We start from the raw sequence: 25,483 nt of genomic DNA, 5'->3' as shown, positions 1-25,483 counted from the left end.
GCCATAGCTCCTGTAAAATGACTCCTAAATCAACTATTTCTTAAGTGATTTACACTTCAGAGTTTATCTGCTTTAAAGTCTACTCTATTTTGTTTTAGTATTTGCCATAAATCCTTAGTTATTTCTAACTTTTTAGTTCAGTTTTTGACCATTCCTTCCTTAACTTAATGGCAGTGAAGCTTGGCTTACCCCTTTTATTCTTATTCTTTTCCTTACTTATATGCTTACTTTCGCCAGATTTTGTTTCAAACATTTTGTAATAGGCCTCAATATTTTTGTCACACTCTACTATTTTTTCTTGATAAATGTTGTATAGTTCAAATTCTTGCTTTAATGCAAATAAATGTTCTTCTCTATAGTCACCTTTTAATGCTTTTGCTATAGTAGACTGGTCATTTTTTATTCGTCCATCCCTGAGTTCAGCCAATTTCTCAGGATCTCTTTCGCCTTCAATTATAGTCTTGATAATTCTCATACCAGTTGTTCCAGTAATGTTTCCTATAACTTTATGTAGTTGAATATTCATTTGAATTAATGCCTTTTGCATACGCAGAATATGCGTTGATCCACTTTCAGTAAGATTTTTACGTTGCCGCACGTAACTACGCAATACACACATCTGATCTNNAAATGATCCATGAAGCAATCCATAGCTGTGCAATTGTTGGAGCCATTGGCAATCTTGAACGTCAGACTTTCTACCAGGTACATTCTTTACATGCCGTGCATTTACCAGCTTTATCTCAAGTTCATATGACTCAAGTATTTGAAATAAAGCAATCCACTGTTGATTCCATAGCTACAGTTGTAACTTTACACTTTTTCAACCATCGTGCTAAATTATGAAGATCTGTAGTAAAGCAGCCAAATTTCTGAACACGTTGCTCATCTCTTCCCTCAGGTACACACACATAGTGTACAGCTGAACCAATCTGCTTCATCAGATTTCTAATTTACTTTTTGTTTTTGCCATCTCAAGTTCCTCCTTATATAATTTCTAATGTAGAAGTACTTTAGCTTGGAACGGTTAGATTATACAATCTTCTACGCGGGGTAGTCATAATTAGACTCCACCAATGATTTGACCGTTCCACCCAAAACCATGCTTTTACACGGGCACTTAAGGCACCATTGGGCTTATCGGTTATAACTGCAAAAGTACTCCCACAAAATTATACTTACAGACTGCTAAAAACAAAAGTGGCGTTTCTTTCCGGTTTAACAGACTTTGTCTGTTCGTTGCTTATATCAGAAAAAGCACACTAACCTAGTAGAAGTAAAAACTACGCTCCACGCAAGAACAGAGTGATTTAATTTTTCTTCGTTTTTGTGATTTCAATATTTCAAGAAAAATCGTGTAAAGCATAAGTTCATGCTTTACACGATATGAATTTCTTAATAGACTCTAAGCGCAACTATAAAAAGAAAATCTTTTCCAATTCAGCACAAAAAGAGGCAGAAAAATACTTTGTAGAGATAGTAACTGATAAGTTTTACAGTCTAAAAACTTCGCAAGCTCCGGACGTACTATCCACTAGGAGGGTGTCATTCCAGTGCTTGACACATAACTGTACGAACATTTGTTTGCAAAGGCAGTATGTTAAGTGTTATGGCCGGTTTTGCCTCAAACACAAAGGTGTCATCCAAGTAGCTGACACTGGAATTGATTGTGCACTATACAACATAAAAGCTGGATTCCAGAATGAAATCTGCCACGCAAATTGCCTGCAAATTGCAATATTCGTACAGATGTGTGTTTGGGCACTGGGATGACAGGAAGAGGCTACTTGGATATTCTTTCAAAAAAATGATAACTAAGATTAAAGCGACAACATGAGGCTTCTCAGCTCTGGAAATTTCATGTCTAGCTGCAAAAATAGATACTTATTTAAAAAATATCCTGTAACTTTCAGTCCTAACTGAAATTCTTGGAATGAGTAGCTGTTTTGTAGGTTATTATTGTATACATCATGTAACATTTGTGGAAAAGGTAGGAGTTTATCTGCATAATAATCTCCTACTTTTTTTGACACCGCTCTACCAGTTTTTGGAGAAATAAATTGTAAATTTTCCTTAACACCTGTTACAGCGCATTTGGATAAGTCTAACTTAAACCCCAATTGCGTAAGAAGCAGAAGCTCTAAGTTGAGGTAATGGCCTTGCCAAAGTTCATTATTGTGCTTAATTATATCGATGAAATATCGAAAGTTATCATACAGTACAACACAAGGTTCACTCTCTGGAAGCACTTTTTCTAAAATAGAGGAGAAAGAAACAATAGTAATGCTTTTTAACCTATCTTGAAAGAAATGATGGAATGGAGACTCAATTAATTCGCACTTAAAAAAACCTAGATTTTCAGGTAACTTAGCACTCCATTCTGCATGTAATAGATTACTTATCTGAAACTTATAATTGCTATTGTTTGTTAGCTTAGTTAATCCCCTACGCTTTCCATGATTTTTTGTAAATAGAGAAAGAATTAAGTTTTTATCGCCGTATTTTTTAGCAGCTATAATGATGCCTTCATCTTTCCATCTCATTTAGAGTGTATTGACCGTATGATATTATAGGATAGTGCACCATAAGTGTTGAAAGTAACAATAACGAGTATAATCAATTTTTAGAAAAAAGAGGAAATGTCTTTCATTTCATTGATGAAGCTATAGAAAACTGGTATGAAATTTCAGAAAAGGTTGCAGGTGGAAATAACATTTACAGCGATAAAGTTGTCATTGCAATACATATAATTGTTAATCTATTTAGAATAGGTTTAAGGCAAGCAGTTGGATTCATAAAAGGATATTTAGAAGGTATAGGGAAGAATCTGCAAGTGATGAGCTATTCACAGGCTTGTCGCCGACTAAACAAACTTAATTTGAAACTGTGTGATCACAGAACAGATAAAAATGATATGGAGAATATTGAAATTGCTATAGATAGTACAGTAATCCATATTTATAGCAACAGCACTCAACATAACAAAGATAATGCCAAGATAAGGAAATATAATGGTAGAAATCAAGCAAGAAAGCTACATGTTGCTTTAGATATAAACAGTAAAAAGGCAATAACAACTCGATATACTAATTTCCTTTCACATGATAGCGTATCAGCATCGGAAATACTAAAAGAAATAGGTGATATCTATAAGATTAAGTCTCTTCGTGCAGATGGAGCTTATGATACAGCAAATTTATATAAGTTATGCAATAAGTATAATTTAAAACCCATAATAAAGCCGAGAAAAAATGCAAAAATCTACAATGATATAGATCATTTATCGGAACGAAATAAGAACATCAATATAAGAAAAGCATACAATTTAAGTCAGTGGAAAAAGAAGACAAGGTATGGAACACGATCACGTATTGAGAGTTTTTTCTTTAGGGTTAAAAAAACATTTGGATTTAGTTTTAAGAATAAATCCAAAATAAATCGTTCTCAAGAGATGATCTTAAAATGCTACTTGATTAACAAATTTACTGATATCGGTATGCCTATTTTCGAATTTGCCTCGTAAATCCCTTACATCACACCTTCTCATTGGTAGCCATGCAACAAAGCCCAGATGGGATATAGAAGTGTTCTTTAAATTTATAAAGCAAAATCTTGGATATAAGCACTTTTTAAGCCATACTATGAATGGCATGAAGGTGTATATTTACATGATTATTATTACGGCTTTGTTATTTCTTGTTTATAAAATCAAAAATAATCTACATGGGTTCAAAATAGCATTACTGCAATTCACATTGGATCTAAATGACTCTTTTATACGTTCGATTGTTTTACTGTCGGGAGGTAATTTACATGCCGTTGATCATCTCATATCACGTTATTTTTGATACTTTCAACACTTATGGACCATACATCTAAGACAACCAGCCTTCCTCAAGCTAAAATTGAACAACTTCAGGAAGAAATTGCCTAAAAGGCTTGTTGGTTTTTGAATTTATTTCGTGTAACATTGTCGCAATGATACTCTTCCTGGCGCATCAAACAACAGAGGCCTAATGATCAACGAAGAAATTGTAAGAGAGAGCTTAAAAAAAGTCATAGAGCAAAAAAGCAGTAAAGATGTGATCGATCTTGGCATAATATCCTCAATCATTATTAAAGGCGGGGACGTTGGTTTTGCGCTTGAAGTTGCCGGTAACACGCAAGTAAACGAAGAATTAAGAAGAAATTGTGAGCAAACTGTTAAGGCTATACCAGGGGTGGAGAAGGTAACCGTGGTTGCTACTGGTCAAAAACAAACTGGGCAACAAAAAGCTAAATTACATATCGAAGGAGTGAAAAATATAATCGTTGTGGCCTCTGGTAAAGGAGGCGTAGGTAAATCCACAGTTGCGCTAAATCTTGCTCTCTCATTAGCAAAGTTAAAACACAAAGTTGCGCTAGTTGATGCAGATATATATGGTCCTTCAATTCCTAAAATGCTTGGCGCTGAAAAATTAAAGCCAAAAATACAGGATAGTAAAGCAATGCCTATAGAAAAGTATGGACTGCATACTATTTCAATTGGCTATTTTATCGATAAAGATCGTGCAGCAATATGGCGCGGACCTATGATTACAAAAGCACTTTATAATCTGCTAATAGGAACAAAATGGTCCGATATAGAGTATTTGATAGTTGATACACCACCTGGAACTGGCGATGTGCATTTAAGTCTTATGGAAAATTTTAGCTTAACCGGGGCAATAATAGTTTCAACTCCACAGGAGCTCTCTTTAATCGATGCTCGCAAAATTTATGATATGTTTACAAAGCTCAGTATACCGATTATTGGCATTGTGGAAAACATGAGCTATTTTACTCAAAGCGGCTCAGAAATATACATATTTGGAAAAGACGGCGCAAAAAGAATGTCTGAGGAGCTGGGCATCAAACTATTAGGCAGGATTCCTCTGGATCCACAAATATGTCATGCTTCTGATTGTGGAAATCCTTTAATGCTAAGTGAAGATTTAGCAGAGATTTATGAAGACATTGCTAAAGATGTTATAGCTAAAGTGGCTTAGGTTTACCTACAATTTGAAAAACCGTCATTCCGCTACTCGTTAGCGGAATTTATACCGCGCACAACTGTACGAACATTGTCTACCAGAAGGGTGTCATCCTTTTTTCTGAATTCCAGTGTCAGCTACTTCCATGATATCGTTTACTATGTGCCACATTGCAATGTTCGTACAGCTATGGAATGAATCGTGGTATGACGTAGGGAAACCTTTCTTGGGTTAGCTATAGGTCTTTGTCTATAAAGTTTGTTTAAACTATTTTCAAAACAGATAAAATATAATTTTACAATTAGCGTAAATAAAATGAATTATGATGTAATCATTTCAGGTGGTGGGTTACTTGGTCTTATTACTGCCATTGGCCTCAGTTGTGACTCTGTGTCTGTAGCTGTGATTGAAAAAAATAGTCTACCACGTGTAGTAGATGACAACCGAGCATTTGCTATTTCTCAAGGCTCGAAAAAAATATTGGAAAAATTAGGGATTTGGCAGTTTATAGAAAGCGAAGCTGAGCCAATACTTGATATATGCATATTAGATGCGGTTACTGTGCATTACAATCATAAAATGGTTGGTGAAGAACCAATGGGTTATGTTATTAACAATGCTACTATATGGAATGCAATCAACAATAATTTTCTGAATAAACTAAATATATACTCTCCACATTCCTATAAAACAATTGCTTGTGATTCAGGATATGTGGAAGTTATTCTTGATAATAACCAGGAATTAATATCATCGCTACTTATCTGTGCTGAAGGCAAAAACTCTAAACTACCAGAGTTATTTTCTATACCGACAGTGAAATTTGATTATAAACAAAGTAGCATAGTATTTTATGTAAAGCATGAACTGCATCACCAAAGCTTAGCTGTAGAGCGTTTTTTTCCTGGCGGTCCATTTGCAATTCTACCGATGAAGGGTGGCTATACTTCTTCGATAGTTTGGACAGAAAAATCTGAAATTTCAAAAATGCTAATGGATCTGTCTGAAAAAGAATTTATTATAGAGCTCAAAAAAAGATTTGGTTCTTATTTAGGAGAGATAAAATTAGAGGGTGAAAGAAAACTTTATCCTTTAAGTTTTGTTTTCGCAAAAAAGTTATATAAGGGTAGAGTTTTGCTTATCGGCGATGCAGCACATTCAATTCATCCAGTTGCAGGTCAAGGGCTTAATCTTGGAATTAGAGATGTAGAAAGTGTTATAAAGCACATAGTTGCTGCAAAAGCATCTGGTATTGATGTTGGCAGTAGTTATTTATTAAAGAAAATTTCACGTAACAGATACTTTGATAATTTTACAATGGCGCTTGCAACTGATGGATTAAATAGGATGTTCTCCAACAGAATATTCTGCGCTAAAGCACTAAGAAATCTTGGCTTGATTGCAGTTGAAAATTCAAATTTTCTCAAAAAAAGCTTCATTCGACATGCTATGGGGTTTATATAAACCACTTTTATAGCTAATATACCGCCGCGGTATCTCTAGATCCCGCTAACAAGCAGCGGGATGACGGTTGTCGGTAAGCCTCAAGCTATAGCCATCAAGCACGATAAAGAAAATCATTTATAATCGCTATAGCAACTAGTGTAGACACTTGACGTTCCTTGTGATTTGATAAATAGAGGTTTTTATCTGACTTCACAACAAGGGCTTCTGGATGACTTTGAAAGTGAACATTACCATGCTTATCTTCAATAGCCTCTATTACCCCATCACTCGAAAATGCTGCAACTTTATATCCAAGTAACTCCAATTTTCTTCTATTTTCTGGCGTATTACTCACTGCTCCCGAGTGAGCATCTGGAAAACATGTTGAAAACCAACCATTTTCGTCAGGTGATAAAAATCTAGCAACCACTTCGGCTAAACGACTGTTGGGAACGATCTTTATCTGCTGGAGAGGTACATCCTCTTTCTGTGGATTAGGTGCTGATTTTAAATGAGATCTTTGCTTCTCTTCATCACTCACAACACTCACTACTTCAATTCCCTTTGCATTCATTATGCCTTCACATATACCAAGCAAATGAATTGCAGGGTTATCATCCACTATTTTTACAATTGCTTCAGTAACAAGCTGGCGACAAGGAGTAGGAGGAAAAGGTTCGGAGTGTAAATTGTAGTAATTTCCTGGAATGAATATTCTATTTATTTTGTGTTCTTTTATAAACTTTGCAACTTCAACTTTTATTCGGTCTAATATTAACTTCTTTGCCAATGTTTCATCTTGTTTTGCGAGATTAAGTGACTCTGTCTGAATTTTTTTAAGGCTAATTATTTTATTGTAATCAATTAGTACAATTTTAACTCTAAAATTATTAAACATCTCGTAGACATTTTGAGATAGCCCAAGCTCATGCGGGTATGTCTCTTCTTCCTTTTTTAACAAACCAACAACTATGTCATTATTTACTGTATTTTCTGCCGTCAAGGCAGTTGATGCTGGTTCTTCTTTTCTGGTTACATGTTGAGATGTCGGTTTTTCACTAACGCCAGCATAAGTAATATTACTTAATAATAGAACTATAATTAATAAGATGTTAAATACTTTATTGTAATATTTATACACCATAACTTGCCTCTCTAATATTTATATTACGATATAGAGTATTTTATAACAAAAAGGCAAGTTTGCCAAGAAAGAGAANGTGGCCTGAGCAGGAATCGAACCAGCGACACAAGGATTTTCAGTCCTTTGCTCTACCAACTGAGCTATCAGGCCAACTGTATACTTTCATTTTTAGATAAAAAATGTTATCATGTCTATCAAAAGTTTTTAAAGTAGTTTATAAAAATAAAGGATGAACATTAATAACAGAACAGGAATCTACCCTGGCACATTTGACCCTATAACTTTTGGGCATATTGACATAATCAAAAGAGCGTGTAAACTAGTCGATAAATTAATAATAGGGGTTGCAGAAAACGTTAATAAGCATACTGCCTTTGACACAAAGCTACGCACAAGCATGGCTGAAAATGAAATTAAAGGACTAGGAATTGATGCAGATGTTATATCTTTTAATGGGTTGCTAGTGAAGTTTGCCAAAGAGCAGAATGCTTCTGTTATTATTAGGGGATTAAGAGCAGTGTCGGATTTTGATTACGAGTTTCAAATGAGTTGGGTAAATTATAAACTTCTTCCTGAAATCGAAACCATATTTCTTCCCGCTTCTGAAGATACTCAATTTATCTCATCAAGTTTTGTAAAGGAAATAGCAAGATTAGGAGAAGATGTTAGCAAATTTGTATCACAAGGCGTTCAAAACGAATTGATTGATCTAAATAGGATAAAAAATGGAGAATAGCGTGTGTTGTTTTTTATTTCTGGATAGGTATATTTAATATATAAAATGTTATAAGCTAAAGGAGTAGCATGTCAAAAGTGAGGGTTAGTAAAAGAAAAGTTTGTTGTCATGGTGATGAGAATGATGAGGGTTCCGGCCATCCATTAATATATTTAGATATGGGAGAAGAAGAGGAAATAGCCTGCCCTTATTGTGAAAAGACGTTTGTCCATGACTGTACTGTAGAAGCGGTTGGGGAGCTGACTAGGGATGAACTCTAATGGCACTTTATTTCTTCTGCAGACCTAGCTTATGTAAATAGCAAGAAGAGGGGCAGTAAAAATGAAACTATCCATACGATCGAGCACTCCTCCATGGCCAGGTATCATATTTCCACTATCTTTAACACCGTAAGCTCTTTTAACAAGCGACTCAGTGAAATCGCCAAGTTGCGCTAGAATAGCAATTGCAAGGCCAATGATTGGAGAATAAAAAATTGAAAATAGACCAAAAAATATTGATCCAAAAATTGTGCACACTACTCCAGCTAAAATCGCACCAAGAAGTCCTGTCCAAGTTTTTCCAGGGCTAAGAATTGGGCAAAATTTAGCTCCACCAAAATTCTTACCAAATAGGTAGGCAGTAACGTCAATTCCCCAAATGGTTAAGACGAACCATACTAATGCGTATTTTCCCTGTGGTAGATTATATAAATATATTAATGAGGCGCTTGGTAGTGCAATCAATAATAATGCAAAAACGTATAAAATTTTGTTTCCCTGGGTTAGATTATACCATTCAAAAGAAGATAAAACTGCTATTGAAAAAATCAATAGGTAAAACGATAAATCACTGAAATATGTAGCAAAAGAAAATATGAATAATATTACTATTGAGGACAACATTCTAATTATAAAATTATTATCTACCATATTTTTTCTCTCTTTTTGTATAATCTTCTAATGCTTTACTCAAATCTTGACAAGAAAAATCAGGCCATAAAGTATCACAAAAATACAATTCAGCATAAGCTGCTTGCCATAATAAAAAGTTGCTTAACCTTTTTTCGCCGCCAGTGCGAATTAATAAATCCAATTTTGGCAGATCTTTAGTATACAGAAATTTTTCAAATTCCTCTTCTGATACATAAGCAATATTTTCTTTTATAATATTGCTTATAGCTTGTGTAATTTCTTGCTTTGCTCCGTAACTAACTGCAATAGTGAGTAATAAACCATCGTTCTTACATGTCACTTCTTCTGCTTTTTTAATTTGATCCAATATTTTACTGGATAACAGACTTAAATTGCCAATAAAATTCAACTTAATGTTACAGTTGCAAATGAAATTGACTTTATCTTCATTAGTTAAGACAGAGTAAAATAAATCAAATAGACAGTCAGTTTCGTTTTTGGGTCTAAGCCAATTCTCCATAGAGAATGCATACAAAGTTAAGTAGGGTATGGTTAGGTCTGTACAATACTTGGCAATATCGTATGCAACTTCACTGCCCTTTTTATAACCATCAATTTTTACCCTTCCTTGATTGTTCGCCCATCTACCATTACCATCCATAATAATTGCTAAATGTTTCGGTAAAGATTCTTGATTCAACATTTAAAGTTCACCTAAACCATCCACCAGCACTCTTCTGTAATCCAAGTAGCTGACACTGGGATCTAAGTATAAAAATATTTGCAAATTATGCAATGAACAACAGATTCTTAGAGCATATAATGTCCATGATGAAAATAAGATGGATCCCAGTGTCACGCACTGGGATGACAGAGAAAAAAGGCACTTGGATGACATGAAAGAGAGCACAGGAATGACATCATTTACTGTATAATATTGTGCAATATTGCAACGTTTGTACGGTTGTGTGCCTGCTACCTCCATGGCACCCTTGCATGTAATTTTTTCTTTTTCACTACTGAAGGTTTTTTTCATATTACCTTAGTGATGCAATATATCCTTTTCTTTGATGGACAATTCACCATCAATCTTTTTTATATTATCATCAGTAATATTTTGTATTTCCTTTTTAGTGCCATGAAAATCATCTTCTGAGATTTCTTTATTTTCCTTCATTTTTTCTATTTCTTCTATAATATCTCTACGTATATTTCTGATGGCAATCCGCGCATTTTCAGCAAACTGATGCAATAATTTCACTAATTTTTCACGGGTTTCTTGTGTTAAGTCCGGAAGAGCTATACGTATGGTATTGCCCTCAACAACAGGATTTAAATTCAAGTTGGCATTTAATATAGCATTTTTCACTTCACCGACAACATTAATATCCCAAACTTTAATTGATAGGGTTTTGTTATCTATAACCGAAACACCTGCAACCTGATTTAACTTTTGATGTCCACCATAGATATTTACAACTATACCATCAAGCAACGATGCGCTAGCTCTACCAGTGCGTACGCCTTTAATATCATCATGAAAGGACTGAATAGTTTTTAGCATTCTTTCTTTTGTTTTAGCTTTTATTTCATTTAACATAAATTACCTACTGTTTACAATCTGAAACTATAGTATAAGTACCTTGACCCTTAATAATATTGACTATTTTTTCTCCCTTCAAAGAAAAAACTATAATTGGAATAGAATTCTCACGAGCAAGTGAAATTGCTGATGCATCCATAACTTTTAAATCACGAGTCAATAAATCCGTGTAAGAAAGCCTATCATACATTACAGCATCCTCATTTTTNTTCGGATCAGCGGAGTATACACCATTTACTTGTGTACCCTTTAGAATAACATCACAATTCATTTCAACAGCACGTAAGGCTGCAGCTGTATCTGTAGTAAAAAATGGGTTGCCTGTGCCTGCTGCAAAAATTACCACTCTACCTTTTTCTAAATGACGAATAGCTTTCCTTCTTATGTAAGGTTCACATACAGTGGCCATGGGTATTGCAGATAATACCCTAGAAGCTACTAAATTTTTTTCTAAAAAGTTTTGTAAAATTAAAGCATTGATTATAGTTGCAAGCATTCCAATACAATCACTGCTTGCTCTTTCACAGCCACTTAAAGACGCAGATGCGCCACGAAAGATATTACCACCACCAACAACAATACATACCTGAACTCCAAGATTACAAACTTCAACTATGCCTTTAGATAACTCACCTATAGTCTCCATATCGTGACCAAATTGCTTTGATCCCATCAAAGCCTCACCAGAGATTTTAAATAACACCCTGGAATATTTTATTTCGCTTTTTTCATTTGTTGAAATAAACATTTCTTGCCATTTAGTTTGCACTGCCCAAAACAAGTAACTTGTAATCAGATAATTTAATAGCACTCACCTCGCTTGATTTTATAAAATCAGAAACCTTCATCTTATCATCCTTTATAAATTTTTGCTCCAGTAAGACAACTTCTTCATAGTACTTAGCCATTCGCCCATCTACTATTTTTTTTGCTACTTCTTCAGGTTTATTTAAGCTCCTCACTTGCTCTTCAATTATAGAACGTTCGTTGTTCAACTTCATTTGATCTAAATCATCTATAGACAAAGCTTCAGGCTTCATAGCAACTACATGCATAGCTATTTGTTTTCCAATCTCTTGTAGCTTCGCCTTATCACCAGATGATTGCAATGCAATTAAAGCACCAATCTTACCTAAGCCATGCGCATCACCATGTACGTAGCCAGCAATAACTCCATCCTTAGCTTCTAAGTAACAAAGCTTGCTTAACTCTAACTTTTCACCAAGAACTGACGTACCATTCATAATAGCTTCCTGCACTGTGCCAATGCTTTCATACTTGGCATTTTTTAACTCATCAACGCTGATACAGCGTTCTTGATGAGCAATTGATGCTAAATTTGAAACTAACTCTATAAATTTCTCATTCCTTGCAACAAAATCGGTTTCGCAATTGAGTTCAACCAATGCACCATGATTTTCAGTCAAACACATAGCAACGAGCCCATCTGAAGCTACTCTATCAGATTTTTTGTCAGCTTTAGCAAGACCTATTGTACGCAACTTATCAACGGCTTTCTTGATGTCACCATCACATTCTTCTAATGCTTTTTTACAGTCACTTAAGCCAAGCCCTGTCCTATCACGTAATTCCCTTATATTATCTGGATTCATCTTCATTTGTTACTACCTCCCTTTCTTCTTCTTTATAAACTTTACTACGTCTTCTTTTAGTTTGCACAATACCATCTTCTTTTTCTTGAATAAACTCATCACCCCTTATATCATCAATCTTAACTCCAGATCTTGCTAGACTAGACTCTATTCCAGCTAATATAGAGTCGGTAGCTAATTTACAATAGAGCTCTATTGATTTTCTTGAGTCATCATTTCCAGGTATTGGATAAGTAATATCATCTGGATCAGAATTAGTATCAAGTATTGCAACTATTGGAATTCCTAACTTCTTAGCTTCCTTAACCGCTATATGCTCTTTATTAGTATCAATGATGAATAAGATATCAGGAATTGCTCCCATTTCTCTAATACCACCAAGCGCCTTATCAAGCTTTTGCTTTTTCTTTTCAATGTTCCCCAATTCTTTCTTTGTTAAAATGCTATCCTCGTCATTTAATATTTTCTCATATTGCATCAAGGTTTTTATCGAAGAAGAAACAGTGTCCCAATTAGTAAGCATACCGCCAAGCCATCGATGATTCACATAATATTGACCACAACGAATCGCTTCACTTGCAATAATATCAAAAGCTTGAAATTTTGTACCAACAAATAGAATGCGCCCACCTTGAGATGCAACGTCATATAAAGCCTTCATGGCCATCTGCAGCAACGGTAGTGTTTTTCGCAAATCAATTATATGTATACGATTTTCTTGATGCACTCCATATATGTATGGAGCCATTTTTGCGTTCCAGCGACTAATTTTGTGACCAAAATGTACACCAGACCCGGCTAAATCACGCACAGTGACTTCAGGCAAACTTGCCATATTTCATTCCTCCAAATAGTTTATCTTCCATGGCATTGCCCTAAAGGGACTACTTGTACAAGCCATGTGTGAAATTAAATTATTTGTATAGTAATAGAAAAGACAGCAAAGCGCAAACAAAAAATATTGACAAAGGGCAACATGTTTATTAGCTTTAAAGTCGAAGCCCGAAAACGCTAAAAAGAAATTAGGGGGGTGTAGCTCAGTTGGTTAGAGCGCATGCCTGTCACGCATGAGGTCGTGAGTTCAAGTCTCATCACTCCCGCCATACTGGTTTTGGCATAATCTAAAATCCGCAACCGGTATTTAGAAACGTTTTCACCAGACTTGACATGGCATGGTATTGTAATTAATACTTAAATAGGTTTGTTTTTATCATTAACAATTAGGATTAAATATGCTCATTTCTGAAGTTTTTGCAGCAGATGCAACTAGCAATGCATCAAGTATCGGCGCATCTTTTTTTATTCCATCGATTTTAATATCTGTAGTATTTTATTTTCTCATTATTCGCCCACAACAAAAAAAACTAAAAGAACATAGAAAGATGATAGATCAAATAAAGCGTGGTGATACAGTCATTACTTCTGGTGGTATAATAGGTGAAGTTAACAAGGTTGATGGAGCAAATGCACAATTTATAATAGAAATAGCACCAAAAGTTGAGATAAAAGTCCTAAAGTCCGCTATATCTGAAGTTTTAAACAAAGAATCTCAGAAAGTAGCAGCTAAACCAATTGAAAAAGGCAAAATCGAAAAGAATGATAGAAAAAATAAAAATCAACCAGAGGAAAGTATAAAGGGAAAAGACGATAAAGGGAAAAATGCCTCATAACTCTAAAAAAAGGTTCACTTGGTTGTGTGTGGAATATTTGGTGTAGTAAGTAGCGGTTATTCAGTAATACCGACTTTACTAACTGCGTTGCAAAAATTGGAATATAGGGGATATGACTCTTCGGGTATAGCAATCATAAATAATGAAGGTAAGATAGAAATCAAAAAATCAGAAGGCAAGGTTGAAAGGTTATGTGAAGTTGTTGATGAAAGCAAGATGTCTAGCAGTACAATTGGCATAGCACATACTCGCTGGGCTACACATGGAGTTCCAGGCCTTAAAAATGCTCACCCCATTCGTACAAATAACGTTGTTGTTGCTCATAACGGCATAATTGAGAATTACAATCTGCTAAAAAAGGGTCTAGAAGAAAGGGGAATGTTATTTCATACTGACACTGACACAGAGATCATACCAAACATGTTAACCTTATATCTTGATGAAGGATTGTCGCCAGTTGATTCTCTATTTAAGTGTTTAAACAACTTACATGGCTCATTTGCCTTGGTCTTATTATTTGCAGAATATCCAGATGCTTTATTTGTTGCAAAAAGAAATTTGCCTTTAGCAATAGGCTATAACTATAACACAGTGTTTGCTGCATCTGATTCTAATGCTTTAAGTGCATTTGTGGAAAAAATATCGCATTTGGAAGATGATGACATTGCAGTAATAAAATCTAGTGGAGTTAGTATATACAACAATGGTACACAAGTTAAACGTAGTATAGAAAATAGTAGCCTGAGCAATTTTCTAATTAGCAAAAATGGTTACTCTAGCTTCATGCTAAAAGAGATTTTTGAGCAACCGCGTGCATTAAACAAAACAATAAATCAATTTTACAAGCAATATAAAGAGGTCAACAAAAAATTATTCTCTGAACTGAATCACATTACTATAGTTGGATGTGGATCATCTTATTTTGCTGGGCTAATAGCGAAGTATTGGCTGGAAAGTATTGCTCAAGTTCGAGTATATCTAGAAATCTCATCAGAATTTAGGTATAGCAACGTCAAGCTGGAAGAAGGCAGCATTGGGTTATTCATCTCTCAATCTGGCGAAACTGCAGATACCATAGAAGCGCTGCGTTATGCGAAATTGCAGAAACAAACGATCATTAGCATAACTAACACATTTAACAGCAGTATTGAAAAGATCTCAGATATTGTGTTACATACTCTTGCTGGGCCAGAAATTGGTGTTGCTTCAACAAAAACCTTCTCTGCACAACTTGCAACTTTAGCATGCTTTGTCGTGGAGCTTGGAAAAATAAAAGGTGTACTGGATGGAGAGAGAATAAAACAGCTAAGCAACGCTATCAACTCTATTCCCAAGTATGTTGAGCATGTTTTAAATGTGATGAAAATACAACATATATCAGGCAGTATATTAGAACACAATAACGTTATTTTAATTGGCAGAGGAAGCTCATACGGAGTTGCAATGGAAGGCGCATTGAAGATAAAAGAGCTTTCATACATTAATACCATTGGTATTGCAGCGGGAGAAATGAAGCATGGTTCTATTGCTTTAATAGACTCCACTGTGCTTGTTATAGCAATTATCCCTTATGATAGTTTATTCTTTAAAACGCTATCTAATATACAAGAGATTATTGCAAGAAAAGGCAAAGTAATTGCCTTTAGTGATAAGCAAGGAGCGCCATTCCTAAGGGAAGTTTGCGCAGATGTGGTGCAACTTCCAGACGCTGATAATTTTATCTCTCCAATCATCTACAGTGTTGCTATGCAATTCCTTGCTTACTTTACTGCAACAAAAAAAGGGTTAGACGTGGATTGTCCGAGAAATTTAGCTAAGTCTGTTACGGTCGAGTAGCCTATTTAAAGTTAAAGCTAAACTTCTGTATCTGTTTAGGATAACGGCAAGACCATAGAGTAAAAGTGAGTTTACAACAAATGGTGTCATCCGAGTAGCCGACACTGTGGTCCAGCCTTCCTGCAATCTCATCAAGAACGCTGTGTTTTAACATAAGATCAGCCACTTTTATACTCACCAACTCAGTTCCTGGATCCCAGTGTCAGCTACTCGGATGACAAGAAGAGGGCGCTGGAGTGACATAAAGAGGCGCTAGAGTGACACGAAAGGGATACTGGAATGACAGGAAAGGGGCTACTTGATTTACTATGTAACATTTATTACTTTTACAGGTACAATTTAGATGCTATAATTATAATTGGTAAGTTAGAATGCAAAAAAGTAAAATTAAAGTAGAAATAAAAAGATTATCACACGGAGAAGACTTGTCTCTTCCATGTTATGCAACTACGCAGAGTGCTGGTATGGATCTTTATGCTGCATTGAATGACTTTGCTGTTTTAAATCCACTTGAGAGATTACTTGTTCCAACTGGAATTGTGATTGCAATACCAAACGGTTTTGAGGGGCAAGTACGCCCACGTTCTGGTCTTGCTGCAAAACATGGAATCACTGTCTTAAACTCTCCGGGCACTATAGACTCTGATTATCGAGGTGAGGTTAAAATTTGCCTAATTAATCTAAGTAATCAACCATACGAAATAAAAAGGGGAGATAGAATCGCACAAATCCTTATTTCTCCTGTATCTCAGGTAATTTGGGATGACAGAGAAGAGTTCTGCACAGAAGAAACCGGTCGCAATGCAGGGGGTTTTGGCTCAAGTGGCAAGTAATTTGCGAAAAAGCTTGACTATGACAGTTTTTTTATACACAATTTAAGCATATTAATATTTTATTAAACGAGGTCGTTTATGCTAACTTTCAAAAATCATTGTGGTCAATTCCACAAAACAAATACTGCACTTGTTGCACTTACTTCTTTGTATGTCATAGGCGCAGCAGTAGCACTTTCATCACCATATTGGTTGTCTTCAACTTCCATGCTAGCAGCTTTTGCAGCTACACCACTTGGAATCGGTGTATTAGCATTTGTTGCTGTTACACTAACTAGTCTAGCAATATACGCTATCAGCAAAAATAACAAAATATCTGAGTTGAAAGCTCCGAGAATTGTTAATGATGGTAACATAACGTTACAAGTAACAAAAGAGGTGCATGAGGAAATAAAAAAGAATAACCAAAATAAGGACAAAGACGGTAAGGTTGTGGAAGGTGAGTATCGTATAAACTTCAGCTTAGAAGGCAAAAATTTCTATGTTACTGGTAACATTGGTAATGGTGAAGCGTTGTATGGTGATACTGTGTTCTTAGATATAAATTCACTAGCAATGAAAAACGATAAAGGTGAATATGTTACAATAAGTGATAACAAAAAGCAATTGGAAGAATTAGGTTTAAACAAAAATGAGAATAAAGGGGTTAACACTTATTTAGGCTCACTTATTGTTGAACAAGTTGCTAAAGGAAACGAAAAAGGAAACGGAAAAAGCTAGACAGCTAAGTATAAAAGAGGCAGATTAAGTCTGCCTCTTTTATACTTAGTGTCAGTTACTTAAATTCATTATGGGAATTACCTTAACTTTTATATAGTTGTGAGAAGCTGCTAAGGATTTTTATTTAATTTAACTGCATCTTTTGCCTTATCCAATAACCCATTAATAAAACCAATTTCGCTTGATTTATCAAGTAAATCAGATGCAATGTTAGTATACTCATTAATGACAACTGGAACTGGTGTATCGCAATTAATCAACTCACATATTGCAACGCGCAAGATAGATAAGCTTATAAGATTTAACCGTGAGAGGGACCAGCTTGGGTGTAAGTAAGACTCTATTATTTTATCATATTCTTCACTGCTTTTTATAACCTTATATAACAAGTTTTCTAAGAACTGATGTTCAAATTCTTCACATTCAAATATATCTTTCAACTTACTTATGTAGTCCTTAAGCTCACAATTTTCCAGTTTAAAAGTGCTTTTGTTGTAACCTACGAAAATATTTGAATAAGCAATTTGTACAGCAAGAAATCTTGCCGTGCTTCTTTTGATGCGCCACTTTTTATCTACTGGTTTTTCCTCCATTACTTTAACTTATTGTGTAAATCTATCATACGCAAAACAATTGAGGCTGCATGGCCACCAACGTTCTTTTTGTTTTTGTCAGCTCTAACTAGTGCTTTATCTTTGCTGTCAGCGGTAATTACGCCCATACCAAGGGGCATTGCATAATGCATAACAACTGCATTTAAGCCTTCAATTACTCCTTTACAAACATATTGATAATGATCGGTTTCACCGCGAATTACGCACCCAAGAGCTAAATAACCGTCGTAATTAGCATTCTTACTTTTGACCGCAAAAAGAATTGTAGCTGGTATCTCGAATGCACCAGGAACTTCAATTATCTCATAATCAACATTATTTCCTTTGAATTTATCAATTGCACCTTCAAGCAAAAGGTTTNNGCTATTTCAGCATAATAAACCGAATTAACTATTAGTATTTTTGACATTTACTACCACTTTTTTTGTTAAAAACAACTTTATTAATGATTGTTGAATTAAAGTTATAATATTACTAAATATCCAATATATTACCAGGCCGGCAGGAAAAGAAGAAAAAATAAAGACAGAAATGTAAGGTAAAAACTTCATAACATTTACTTGAATATCATCTTTATTGGTTTGATCTTTCTCACTTAGCTTCTGCTGAATTATCATGGTGGCACCGAAAATTATAGGTAAAATGCCTATAGAAATAGGAAAGTTATAATTAAACAACCCAAATAATGTAAAGATGTTCGTTGGGTCAGGAGCTGAAAGATCCTTAATCCATAAAAANAANGGAGCATGCCTCATCTCTATAGTAACAAATAATACTTTATATAGAGCAAAAAATACCGGTATTTGTATTAGCATGGGAAAAATGCTCGACATTGGGCTTACGTTGTTTCTCTTAAACAATGCAATTGTCTCTTTATTCTGCTTTAAGCTGTCATTTTTATATAACTCTTTTACATGAGTTAGCTCAGGCTGCAAGCTTTTCACCTTGAACATTGAAACATATGATCTATTAGATAAGGGAAGCATCAAAAGTTTGATTACTAAAGTCAGCAATAATATTGCTAAGCCAAAATTTTTTAAAACGAAGTTAAAATATTCAAGCAGTAAAAACACTGGCTTGGTTATAAAATAAAGAACACCAAAATCTACAGCTTTATCAAACAAAGGTATATTGAGAGTATCCTTATAAGAATCCAGTAAATTCAACTTTTTTGCTCCAGCAAAAAAATAATTCACATTAGAAACACTTGCGCCAGGAAGTATGCTCTTGTAAGGTTTGACAAAATCTACTTGGAATTTATCAGTATTATTAACGTTCGTGTGTTTAATGCTTACATTTATTTTATCGGATTTCTCAGGTATGATGGCTGTAAGCCAGTATTTATCAGCAAAACCAAACCAATTTTTNTTACTTGAGCTTGCTTTTATTAAATGTTTCTTAGAGATATCCTTATATGTCCACTCCTCCAGTTTATTATCAAATGCACCCAGTACTCCCTCATGTGATATCCAATAAGATTCATTAATATTATCACGTTTACGGTTAATTTTACCATAAGGAACCAAAACTACATTATCTTTTGTATTGTTTTCAATAATTTGCTCAACCTTAAACATGTAGTTATCGTCGAGGCTAATTTTCATTTTAAACACAATGCCATTTTCATTATCCCAAAATAAACTGACCTCTTTTTGATTAAGTTTATCTGCTTGCCAGACTGTCTTCGAATCTGGAACTTTAATTTTGTTACTCGGATCGAGCCACCCAAATTCAGCGAAATATACATCTTTTGATTCTGCAGGTGAAAGTAACACCACTTGTGGAGAAGAAGAACTCGGTTCTAAGTGGTAATTAGTTAAAATTAAGTCATCAAACCTTGCACCTTTCAGAGAAATTGATCCTTTAATCATGTTATTGGTTAAACTAACCCTCTGTTCTCGAGTAGAATTAATAATTTCAGAACGATTTTGGTATATTATAGGAGCAAGGTCGTTAAAAGATTCGATATGTTCAATATTTTCAATCGATAGCTGGTTTTTATTTGTACTAAAAAAATTATCATAAATAACACGCCAAGACACCATGATTAACATGGAAAGGATAGCTGCTAAAATTAACCTTTTTGCTTCTGACATGAAATTAAATCAAACATATCTTCTTAAAGTGTATACTAAATATTGTACTAAAACAATGAAATTTACTTATTTTTAATAATAACTTTTAACGCTGATCTTTAAAATTTATTTTAATAGCTTCAAATTTTAACAATATGAACGCGGTGAAAAATCTAGTTATTTGGTTGCTAATAATAGCCACTACTGCAATGCTTATTGATTCACAAAGGGACAAACTAAGCGACAGATTTCTCAGTACTTTTTTACCATATAAAGGAAGAATTCAAAATAGTGGAAGTATCGAATTTACGAAATCATACGATGGACACTTTTATATTCAGGCTCAAGTCAATGATCGCAATATAACGTTTTTGCTTGATACCGGGGCAACCGATATTGCTCTATCACAAAAAGACGCATTATATGCTGGTATTAACTTACAAAACGTTCAGGATTTTAAAATATATGAAACTGCGAAAGGTCAAATAAAAGCCGGCGTTGTTCAAATATCTCAAGTTAAAATAGGAAATTTTTTGATTAATGATGTACAGGCAAGCGTTAACACTCATTCTATGTCTCATTCACTACTTGGAATGAGCTTTTTAAGGTATTTTCATTTCACTATAAGAGATAATAAGTTGACATTATACCGCGACTAAATACTCCTACAATCTACAAGCTCTGTAGGTCAATATAGGGGCAGAAATAAATATTGCAGAACAAGTGCCAATTAAAATACCAAAAAAAATGATCAAACTGAAGTCTCTAACTGCATCTGTGCAGATTAATACCAAAGGAAGAGCAGCAAGAAGGGTTGTACCCGAGGTTAATATAGTGCGAAACAATGTAGCGTTGATACTTGCATCTACTATCTCACTCATCCGCCCACTTTTACCACTCTTGCAATACTCTCGAATCCGATCGTATATAATTACTGAGTTATTGATTGAATAACCAATGACAGTAAGGAGAGCTGCAACTGATGAAATATTAAACTCAATGCCAGTTAGGCTAATAAAACCAACAGTTAAAATCACGTCATGAATCAGTGCTGTTATTCCACTGAATCCACATTGCCAATTAAATCTAAACCAAACGTAAAAAAATATTCCAAAAATTGCGATCAACATGGATAACATTCCTTCAAATATTTGTGTTGAGCTTATTTGTGGGCCAACATAGTCTATTTTACGATAGCTTATTGAGCTCCCCAGCTTTTCTTCTAGTATGCTTTTTATCTTTTTGATTTTATTTTCGTCTCCCTCATCTTTAAAACGCATATCACCCGCTTTTGAACTCTGCACTGTAAAACCATTTTCTTTTAATGCATCGAGAATAGAGTGATTCTCATCTGAAGATTTTATCTCTATCAAAATTCCGCCTGCAAAGTCTATGCCTAAGTTCACTCCACGCAGCATAACAGTGAACATTGAAAAGATGATAAGAATAATGCTAATTAATGCAGTCAAATCCCTATATTTACTAAACTTGATATCAAGGTTATCTGGAATGAGTCTAAGTGCCATGCTATTTACTTAAACTTGAATTTTATATACTTTTCAAAAAATTTACTAGTTTATTTTGTGATTAGTCTCGTTCGTCCACTAAAAGAAAAAGCAGCAAGGAGCGAACCAAAAGCGATAAGAAAGGATCCAAACCAGATTATAGACATTCCAGGTTTATAGTGCACTTTGGCTGCGATTTTGCTTTTACTCTTATCAATCTCTCCAATTACAACATAAATATCAGAAAATAAATTGTGGTAGATACTGCTTTCAACATTTTTCTGACCTTCCGCAAGGTAAAATCTATATTCAGGAGTTACTTCACCTAATATCTTATTATTCAGCAAATTCCTGATATCCATTGTACCCCTCACTGCATGGAAATTTTTTTCTTTTATTAGCTCAATATTTCGTAAAGTAACTTTAAATTTATTGACTGTTATGCTATCCCCTATTTTTAAGTAATTTTCTTTTTTCTCCTGCCAACCAACTGAATAAGCTATACCAAGCACTAGAATTGCCACTCCAGCATGAGCAAGCATCATTGCATAGTAGGACTTAGAAACTCTTCTTGCTAATAAAATTGATTCACCAAATGCTACCTTAAATAAACGAATTCTTTTACTGTATGCTTCTAAAACAAAGATTAATAATGCTATGGAGATAGTAATTGATAGCACAATCATTAGCTCCATGTGAAAGATAAACGGCAAAATAGCTGCAGCACTACAGAATGAGAATCTGTATTCACGGAATATTGGCAATAGACTATTTCCCTGCCAACTGCAGTATTGCCCTATCATGGTGAGCACTAGAATAGCTAGTGCAATAGAGTTAAATAAAGAATTGTAATATGGTGCTCCAACTGAAATTAATTCACCGGTTAAATACTCAAGCACTGTAGGGTATAAAGTGCCAACGAACACGATGAAAAAGGCAGTAATAAATAATAAATTGTTCATCAGCATCATCGTAAGGCGTGAAAAGAATCTTCTACCCTCTGTCACTTGAGTAGCAAGTTTCTTTCTGGATTCCAGTGTCAAGCATTGGAATGACATCGCAGACGTGTGATTTTTTCTCGTAAATACTACAAATATTACTAAGCTACTGACTGTAATTACACCAAGTAGAGCTAATATATACAGTCCATACCTTGGGTCATCTGCAAACGTGTGCACTGAGGTGAGTATTCCTGAGCGGACTAGAAATGTTCCAGTCACACTCAATATAAAAGTTGTAAGCGTAAGTAAAATAGCGAAATTCCTTAAAGTATTGAAATTTCGTACAACGAGCAACAAATGTGTCAGCGCTACTGCAATTAGCCACGGCATCAAAGAAACGTTTTCCACTGGATCCCAAAACCAAAATCCACCCCACCCAAGTTCGCGATATGCCCACCAGCTACCCAAGCTGATGCCCAAAGTGAGCAGCGACCAAGAAATAAGTACCCAAGGCCTGACAATTTTAGCCCAAACATTTCCTTCAGTATTTAAAATTAATCCAGCTATAGAGAGCGAAAAAGGAACGCTAAATCCAAGGTACCCCAAATATAATATCGGTGGATGAATAGCAAGGCCTATATCTTGCAATATCGGATTAAAACCCAATCCATCTGTTTCAATGCCTGGCATTTTAGTGAAGGGGCTGGATTCAATTAAAGTGAACAGTAAAAAACAAAAGCAAATCAGCCCATGAGTGATAAGAGATATTTTTTTTAATTTACTACCATTAGTTCGTTCTGGTGTCATTCCAGTGCTTGACACTGGAATCCAGTTTTTATTACACTGCCATTTGATGTACTCATTTGCAATTAAATTGTCTGGATCCCAGTGTCTGGGCACTGGGATGACAGAAGAAGAGGCTGGGATGACAGAAGGTATATAAATATCCATTAGTAATAAATACACGGCAAGCACTAAAACCCAAAGCAACATGGACCCTTCTTTATTTCCCCAAACACCACAAATCTTATAGATCAAAGGTTTTGTTGTGTGTGAGTGGTAGTATACGTTTTCGAGTGAGAAATTATTTGTAATGTGGCAGTAGATCAAAATAGCCATTGACGCTGATACACAAAAAAATATGGCAGTGGTAATAAACCGACAAGAACTAAGCGGTAAAAACAAATATGTCAAAGACAATAAGCAGGCTACCAATAGCAATATATTCCCAAATTCAGGCATAAAAAATTATAGTTTTTATATAAACAATATTACTGATGACAAGTTAGAAGTTAAAGTGTTAATTGATGCTAGCATAATGCCCCCGTAGATAGCTGTGCTAGTATTAATTAAAAATTAAATATTAAATCTTTATACTTTTATAGATAGCGTTAATATTGAGGTAACATTGTGGGTACAACTAAGATTAGTAAATTTCCATTTAATATAAAAGGTAAAGTGGCAAAACAACATGCCGAACCAATAGTCGAAAAAAATCTCTATACTATTTTAGGATTCAAAGATATAGAAGATTTTGAAAATAAGACAAGTAAGTTTGTTAACAAAGAAATTTGGCAATTATTTGTTGACTGCTTTGCAAAAGAAATAGATTATGCAGCAACCGAAAAAGTTGTAAAAAACATCGTTTGTAACATTGCAAAGATTGATCAAGGTAATGCTTTTACCAAAACTAAACATCTGATATTAAATGAAAAGCAAGATAATAAAAAGAGAGAAAAAGCGATTAGAGAAGCTATTAGTATTTTGAGGAAAATCAATCCAGAAAAAGCCTTTAATGAACTTTTAGTGGTGAAAAAGCAAGCCGAAAGTTTTTTAAAAAATGTAAAAGAAACCCAAGAGGAAGATCAAAAGAAAAGAGCAGAACTAAAGAAAAAATTCGATAATACACAATCAACAATAGAAACAATTGAAAATTTTCGTAGGAGTCAAGAAGAGCTTCTTCGTCCGTTTGGATCAGTTGGTCCTCGACTTTTTGTAGAAACTCTGAAATATATAGAAACACTAGAAAAATTAGCTGAAGTTAAAAAGGAAGAGCTAGTTAAAGGTTTCTTGTTAAATCATGTTAGTTCATTGAATAAAAAGCATCCTAAATCACGAGGCAAAAGGGAAGATGCTATAACAATACTATCAAGTGATGAGTTGAAGAATTTTTACAATAAAGGTGTAAAAGAAGGAATATTACAACCAATGGTATCTTATAAAGAATGCAGAAACCTGTATGACAAAATGAACCAGATGAAAAATGAGTCCAAAAGTATAATTAAAAGAGAAGAACGGGAAGAAAATTCGAAGAAAATAGATAAGTCGATAGTCAGCGCGATTAATGACATAAAAAAACATAAAGAAGCAATCCTTAACTGTAAAGACTTTCAAAGTTCTTACATAAAAGAGAAAAAAGAACATCCATTTAGAGGCAATGCATGTCAAAAAATGATTGATATATATCAAGAGAGAATTGTTGGATATCAGGAGAAAATTCGTCAAAACTTAAACCAAATAAAAGCGATATTAAAAAGTGCGCCGCAAGAAATGGATGATGGAAGAATTAGAGGAAATAATCGATGGTATGCATGAAGCAAAACAGTTCGATGAAGATTTTGATTCAGCTTTAATTTGTTTATCGAACATGCAGAATGAGCTAGATATTCAACTGGAAAATCCTTCAACAGAGCTAAGAGCTTCACATATTAACGTTAAAACTGAAGTAACTCAGTTATAAGAGCCAAATTTTTGTTAACTCAAGACAGCTCTCGCAACTTTAGTCTGTGTTTTAATTTGGTTGTGTTTTATTAAAAAAACTTTAGATTTATTTTATAATCGA

28 protein-coding genes, 2 tRNA genes and 2 pseudogenes are annotated in these 25,483 nt (G+C 34.5%); 16 read left to right on the top strand and 16 right to left on the bottom strand.

Translation table 11 applies throughout. The features are described 5' to 3' along the window. Positions 1–172: 172 nt before the first annotated feature. Positions 173–941, bottom strand: a pseudogene (locus NOX90_RS01935) (IS110 family transposase); the annotation flags it as partial. Positions 942–1,584: 643 nt separating this feature from the next. On the opposite strand from NOX90_RS01935, the gene NOX90_RS01930 reads away from it, so the two are divergent. Further along, positions 1,585–1,773, top strand: coding sequence for a hypothetical protein (locus NOX90_RS01930; RefSeq protein WP_375604333.1), 189 nt, complete (start codon positions 1,585–1,587; stop codon positions 1,771–1,773). 47 nt (positions 1,774–1,820) lie between these two features. On the opposite strand, the gene recO is transcribed toward NOX90_RS01930, so the two are convergent. Further along, the gene (gene recO / locus NOX90_RS01925; RefSeq protein ID WP_375604332.1) at positions 1,821–2,543 is read right to left on the bottom strand and encodes a DNA repair protein RecO; all 723 of its coding nucleotides are present in this window, start codon (positions 2,541–2,543) and stop codon (positions 1,821–1,823) included. A 41-nt stretch (positions 2,544–2,584) separates the two neighbouring features. On the opposite strand from recO, the gene NOX90_RS01920 reads away from it, so the two are divergent. From NOX90_RS01920 to ubiH, 4 genes are all read left to right on the top strand, one after another. Beyond that, positions 2,585–3,523, top strand: coding sequence for an IS5 family transposase (locus NOX90_RS01920; protein WP_375604582.1), 939 nt, complete (start codon positions 2,585–2,587; stop codon positions 3,521–3,523). Beyond that, positions 3,513–3,848 (top strand): transposase, encoded by a 336-nt coding sequence (locus tag NOX90_RS01915; protein WP_375604331.1) that lies wholly within the window; start codon positions 3,513–3,515, stop codon positions 3,846–3,848. The genes NOX90_RS01920 and NOX90_RS01915 overlap by 11 nt, the downstream gene beginning before the upstream one ends. 168 nt (positions 3,849–4,016) lie before the next feature. Further along, the gene (locus NOX90_RS01910) at positions 4,017–5,027 is read left to right on the top strand and encodes a P-loop NTPase (protein ID WP_375604330.1); all 1,011 of its coding nucleotides are present in this window, start codon (positions 4,017–4,019) and stop codon (positions 5,025–5,027) included. A gap of 300 nt (positions 5,028–5,327) precedes the next feature. Further along, complete coding sequence (gene ubiH, locus NOX90_RS01905) at positions 5,328–6,476, top strand: 2-octaprenyl-6-methoxyphenyl hydroxylase (protein WP_375604329.1); 1,149 nt, start codon at positions 5,328–5,330, stop codon at positions 6,474–6,476. Positions 6,477–6,570: 94 nt separating this feature from the next. On the opposite strand, the gene NOX90_RS01900 is transcribed toward ubiH, so the two are convergent. Then, positions 6,571–7,599, bottom strand: coding sequence for a gamma-glutamyl-gamma-aminobutyrate hydrolase family protein (locus tag NOX90_RS01900; RefSeq protein ID WP_375604581.1), 1,029 nt, complete (start codon positions 7,597–7,599; stop codon positions 6,571–6,573). 80 nt (positions 7,600–7,679) lie between these two features. Beyond that, a tRNA-Phe gene (locus NOX90_RS01895) sits at positions 7,680–7,752 on the bottom strand. Positions 7,753–7,831: 79 nt separating this feature from the next. Here NOX90_RS01895 and coaD point away from each other — a divergent pair. Continuing rightward, positions 7,832–8,338 carry a pantetheine-phosphate adenylyltransferase gene (gene coaD / locus NOX90_RS01890; RefSeq protein ID WP_375604328.1) on the top strand — a complete coding sequence of 169 codons (507 nt, stop codon included), beginning with the start codon at positions 7,832–7,834 and terminating at the stop codon, positions 8,336–8,338. A gap of 68 nt (positions 8,339–8,406) precedes the next feature. Beyond that, a complete protein-coding gene (locus NOX90_RS01885) occupies positions 8,407–8,598 on the top strand; it encodes a zinc-finger domain-containing protein (RefSeq protein ID WP_375604327.1) in 192 nt (63 codons plus the stop codon). Positions 8,599–8,622: 24 nt separating this feature from the next. Here the strand turns inward: NOX90_RS01885 and NOX90_RS01880 are convergent, their stop codons facing one another. The 7 genes from NOX90_RS01880 to rpsB all read right to left on the bottom strand — a co-directional run bounded on the left by NOX90_RS01880 (position 8,623) and on the right by rpsB (position 13,282). Beyond that, positions 8,623–9,249 carry a phosphatidate cytidylyltransferase gene (locus tag NOX90_RS01880; protein WP_375604326.1) on the bottom strand — a complete coding sequence of 209 codons (627 nt, stop codon included), beginning with the start codon at positions 9,247–9,249 and terminating at the stop codon, positions 8,623–8,625. Beyond that, positions 9,239–9,934, bottom strand: coding sequence for a polyprenyl diphosphate synthase (gene uppS, locus NOX90_RS01875; RefSeq protein WP_375604325.1), 696 nt, complete (start codon positions 9,932–9,934; stop codon positions 9,239–9,241). Before uppS ends, NOX90_RS01880 begins: the two co-directional genes overlap by 11 nt. Then, the gene (locus NOX90_RS01870) at positions 9,935–10,267 is read right to left on the bottom strand and encodes a hypothetical protein (RefSeq protein ID WP_375604324.1); all 333 of its coding nucleotides are present in this window, start codon (positions 10,265–10,267) and stop codon (positions 9,935–9,937) included. A 6-nt stretch (positions 10,268–10,273) separates the two neighbouring features. Then, on the bottom strand, positions 10,274–10,831 hold the full coding sequence (gene frr / locus NOX90_RS01865) for a ribosome recycling factor (protein ID WP_375604323.1): 558 nt from the start codon (positions 10,829–10,831) through the stop codon (positions 10,274–10,276). 7 nt (positions 10,832–10,838) lie between these two features. Next, the gene (gene pyrH, locus NOX90_RS01860; protein WP_375604580.1) at positions 10,839–11,576 is read right to left on the bottom strand and encodes a UMP kinase; all 738 of its coding nucleotides are present in this window, start codon (positions 11,574–11,576) and stop codon (positions 10,839–10,841) included. Positions 11,577–11,592: 16 nt separating this feature from the next. Continuing rightward, positions 11,593–12,453 (bottom strand): translation elongation factor Ts, encoded by an 861-nt coding sequence (gene tsf, locus NOX90_RS01855; protein ID WP_375604322.1) that lies wholly within the window; start codon positions 12,451–12,453, stop codon positions 11,593–11,595. Next, the gene (gene rpsB, locus NOX90_RS01850; protein ID WP_375604321.1) at positions 12,434–13,282 is read right to left on the bottom strand and encodes a 30S ribosomal protein S2; all 849 of its coding nucleotides are present in this window, start codon (positions 13,280–13,282) and stop codon (positions 12,434–12,436) included. The genes tsf and rpsB overlap by 20 nt, the downstream gene beginning before the upstream one ends. Before the next feature lie 191 nt (positions 13,283–13,473). On the opposite strand from rpsB, the gene NOX90_RS01845 reads away from it, so the two are divergent. From NOX90_RS01845 to NOX90_RS01825, 5 genes are all read left to right on the top strand, one after another. Further along, positions 13,474–13,550: transfer RNA gene (locus NOX90_RS01845), tRNA-Asp, on the top strand. 129 nt (positions 13,551–13,679) lie between these two features. Next, positions 13,680–14,117 carry a preprotein translocase subunit YajC gene (gene yajC / locus NOX90_RS01840; RefSeq protein ID WP_375604320.1) on the top strand — a complete coding sequence of 146 codons (438 nt, stop codon included), beginning with the start codon at positions 13,680–13,682 and terminating at the stop codon, positions 14,115–14,117. A 24-nt stretch (positions 14,118–14,141) separates the two neighbouring features. After that, positions 14,142–15,953 (top strand): glutamine--fructose-6-phosphate transaminase (isomerizing), encoded by a 1,812-nt coding sequence (glmS, locus tag NOX90_RS01835; protein WP_375604319.1) that lies wholly within the window; start codon positions 14,142–14,144, stop codon positions 15,951–15,953. Positions 15,954–16,324: 371 nt separating this feature from the next. Then, on the top strand, positions 16,325–16,786 hold the full coding sequence (dut, locus tag NOX90_RS01830; protein ID WP_375604318.1) for a dUTP diphosphatase: 462 nt from the start codon (positions 16,325–16,327) through the stop codon (positions 16,784–16,786). 78 nt (positions 16,787–16,864) lie between these two features. Continuing rightward, on the top strand, positions 16,865–17,506 hold the full coding sequence (locus NOX90_RS01825; protein ID WP_375604317.1) for a hypothetical protein: 642 nt from the start codon (positions 16,865–16,867) through the stop codon (positions 17,504–17,506). 110 nt (positions 17,507–17,616) lie between these two features. Here the strand turns inward: NOX90_RS01825 and nusB are convergent, their stop codons facing one another. The 3 genes and pseudogenes from nusB to yidC form a co-directional block, all read right to left on the bottom strand. After that, positions 17,617–18,099: a transcription antitermination factor NusB gene (nusB, locus tag NOX90_RS01820; protein ID WP_375604316.1), complete on the bottom strand. Its 483-nt coding sequence runs from the start codon at positions 18,097–18,099 to the stop codon at positions 17,617–17,619. Next, a pseudogene (locus NOX90_RS01815) lies at positions 18,099–18,529 on the bottom strand (6,7-dimethyl-8-ribityllumazine synthase). The gene nusB and the pseudogene NOX90_RS01815 overlap by 1 nt, the downstream one beginning before the upstream one ends. Then, positions 18,507–20,216, bottom strand: coding sequence for a membrane protein insertase YidC (yidC, locus tag NOX90_RS01810; protein WP_375604315.1), 1,710 nt, complete (start codon positions 20,214–20,216; stop codon positions 18,507–18,509). The pseudogene NOX90_RS01815 and the gene yidC overlap by 23 nt, the downstream one beginning before the upstream one ends. A 134-nt stretch (positions 20,217–20,350) precedes the next feature. Between yidC and NOX90_RS01805 the strand changes: the two genes are divergently transcribed. Next, positions 20,351–20,854: a TIGR02281 family clan AA aspartic protease gene (locus NOX90_RS01805; protein ID WP_375604314.1), complete on the top strand. Its 504-nt coding sequence runs from the start codon at positions 20,351–20,353 to the stop codon at positions 20,852–20,854. 6 nt (positions 20,855–20,860) lie between these two features. Here the strand turns inward: NOX90_RS01805 and secF are convergent, their stop codons facing one another. Together secF and NOX90_RS01795 are read right to left on the bottom strand one after the other, a co-directional pair. After that, positions 20,861–21,721, bottom strand: coding sequence for a protein translocase subunit SecF (gene secF / locus NOX90_RS01800; RefSeq protein ID WP_375604313.1), 861 nt, complete (start codon positions 21,719–21,721; stop codon positions 20,861–20,863). 50 nt (positions 21,722–21,771) lie between these two features. Then, positions 21,772–23,760: a cytochrome c-type biogenesis CcmF C-terminal domain-containing protein gene (locus NOX90_RS01795; protein ID WP_375604312.1), complete on the bottom strand. Its 1,989-nt coding sequence runs from the start codon at positions 23,758–23,760 to the stop codon at positions 21,772–21,774. 22 nt (positions 23,761–23,782) lie between these two features. Between NOX90_RS01795 and NOX90_RS01790 the strand changes: the two genes are divergently transcribed. From NOX90_RS01790 to NOX90_RS01780, 3 genes are all read left to right on the top strand, one after another. After that, positions 23,783–23,971 (top strand): hypothetical protein, encoded by a 189-nt coding sequence (locus tag NOX90_RS01790; protein ID WP_375604311.1) that lies wholly within the window; start codon positions 23,783–23,785, stop codon positions 23,969–23,971. Between the two features lie 80 nt (positions 23,972–24,051). Then, positions 24,052–25,236: a hypothetical protein gene (locus tag NOX90_RS01785; RefSeq protein WP_375604310.1), complete on the top strand. Its 1,185-nt coding sequence runs from the start codon at positions 24,052–24,054 to the stop codon at positions 25,234–25,236. Beyond that, a complete protein-coding gene (locus tag NOX90_RS01780; RefSeq protein ID WP_375604309.1) occupies positions 25,229–25,381 on the top strand; it encodes a hypothetical protein in 153 nt (50 codons plus the stop codon). Before NOX90_RS01785 ends, NOX90_RS01780 begins: the two co-directional genes overlap by 8 nt. Positions 25,382–25,483: the final 102 nt, after the last annotated feature.

The organism is Wolbachia endosymbiont of Anurida maritima (assembly GCF_042182995.1).
Lineage (GTDB): Bacteria > Pseudomonadota > Alphaproteobacteria > Rickettsiales > Anaplasmataceae > Wolbachia.
The sequence above is the reverse complement of the archived record's forward strand: the minus strand, read 5'-3'. Positions and strand labels throughout refer to the sequence as shown.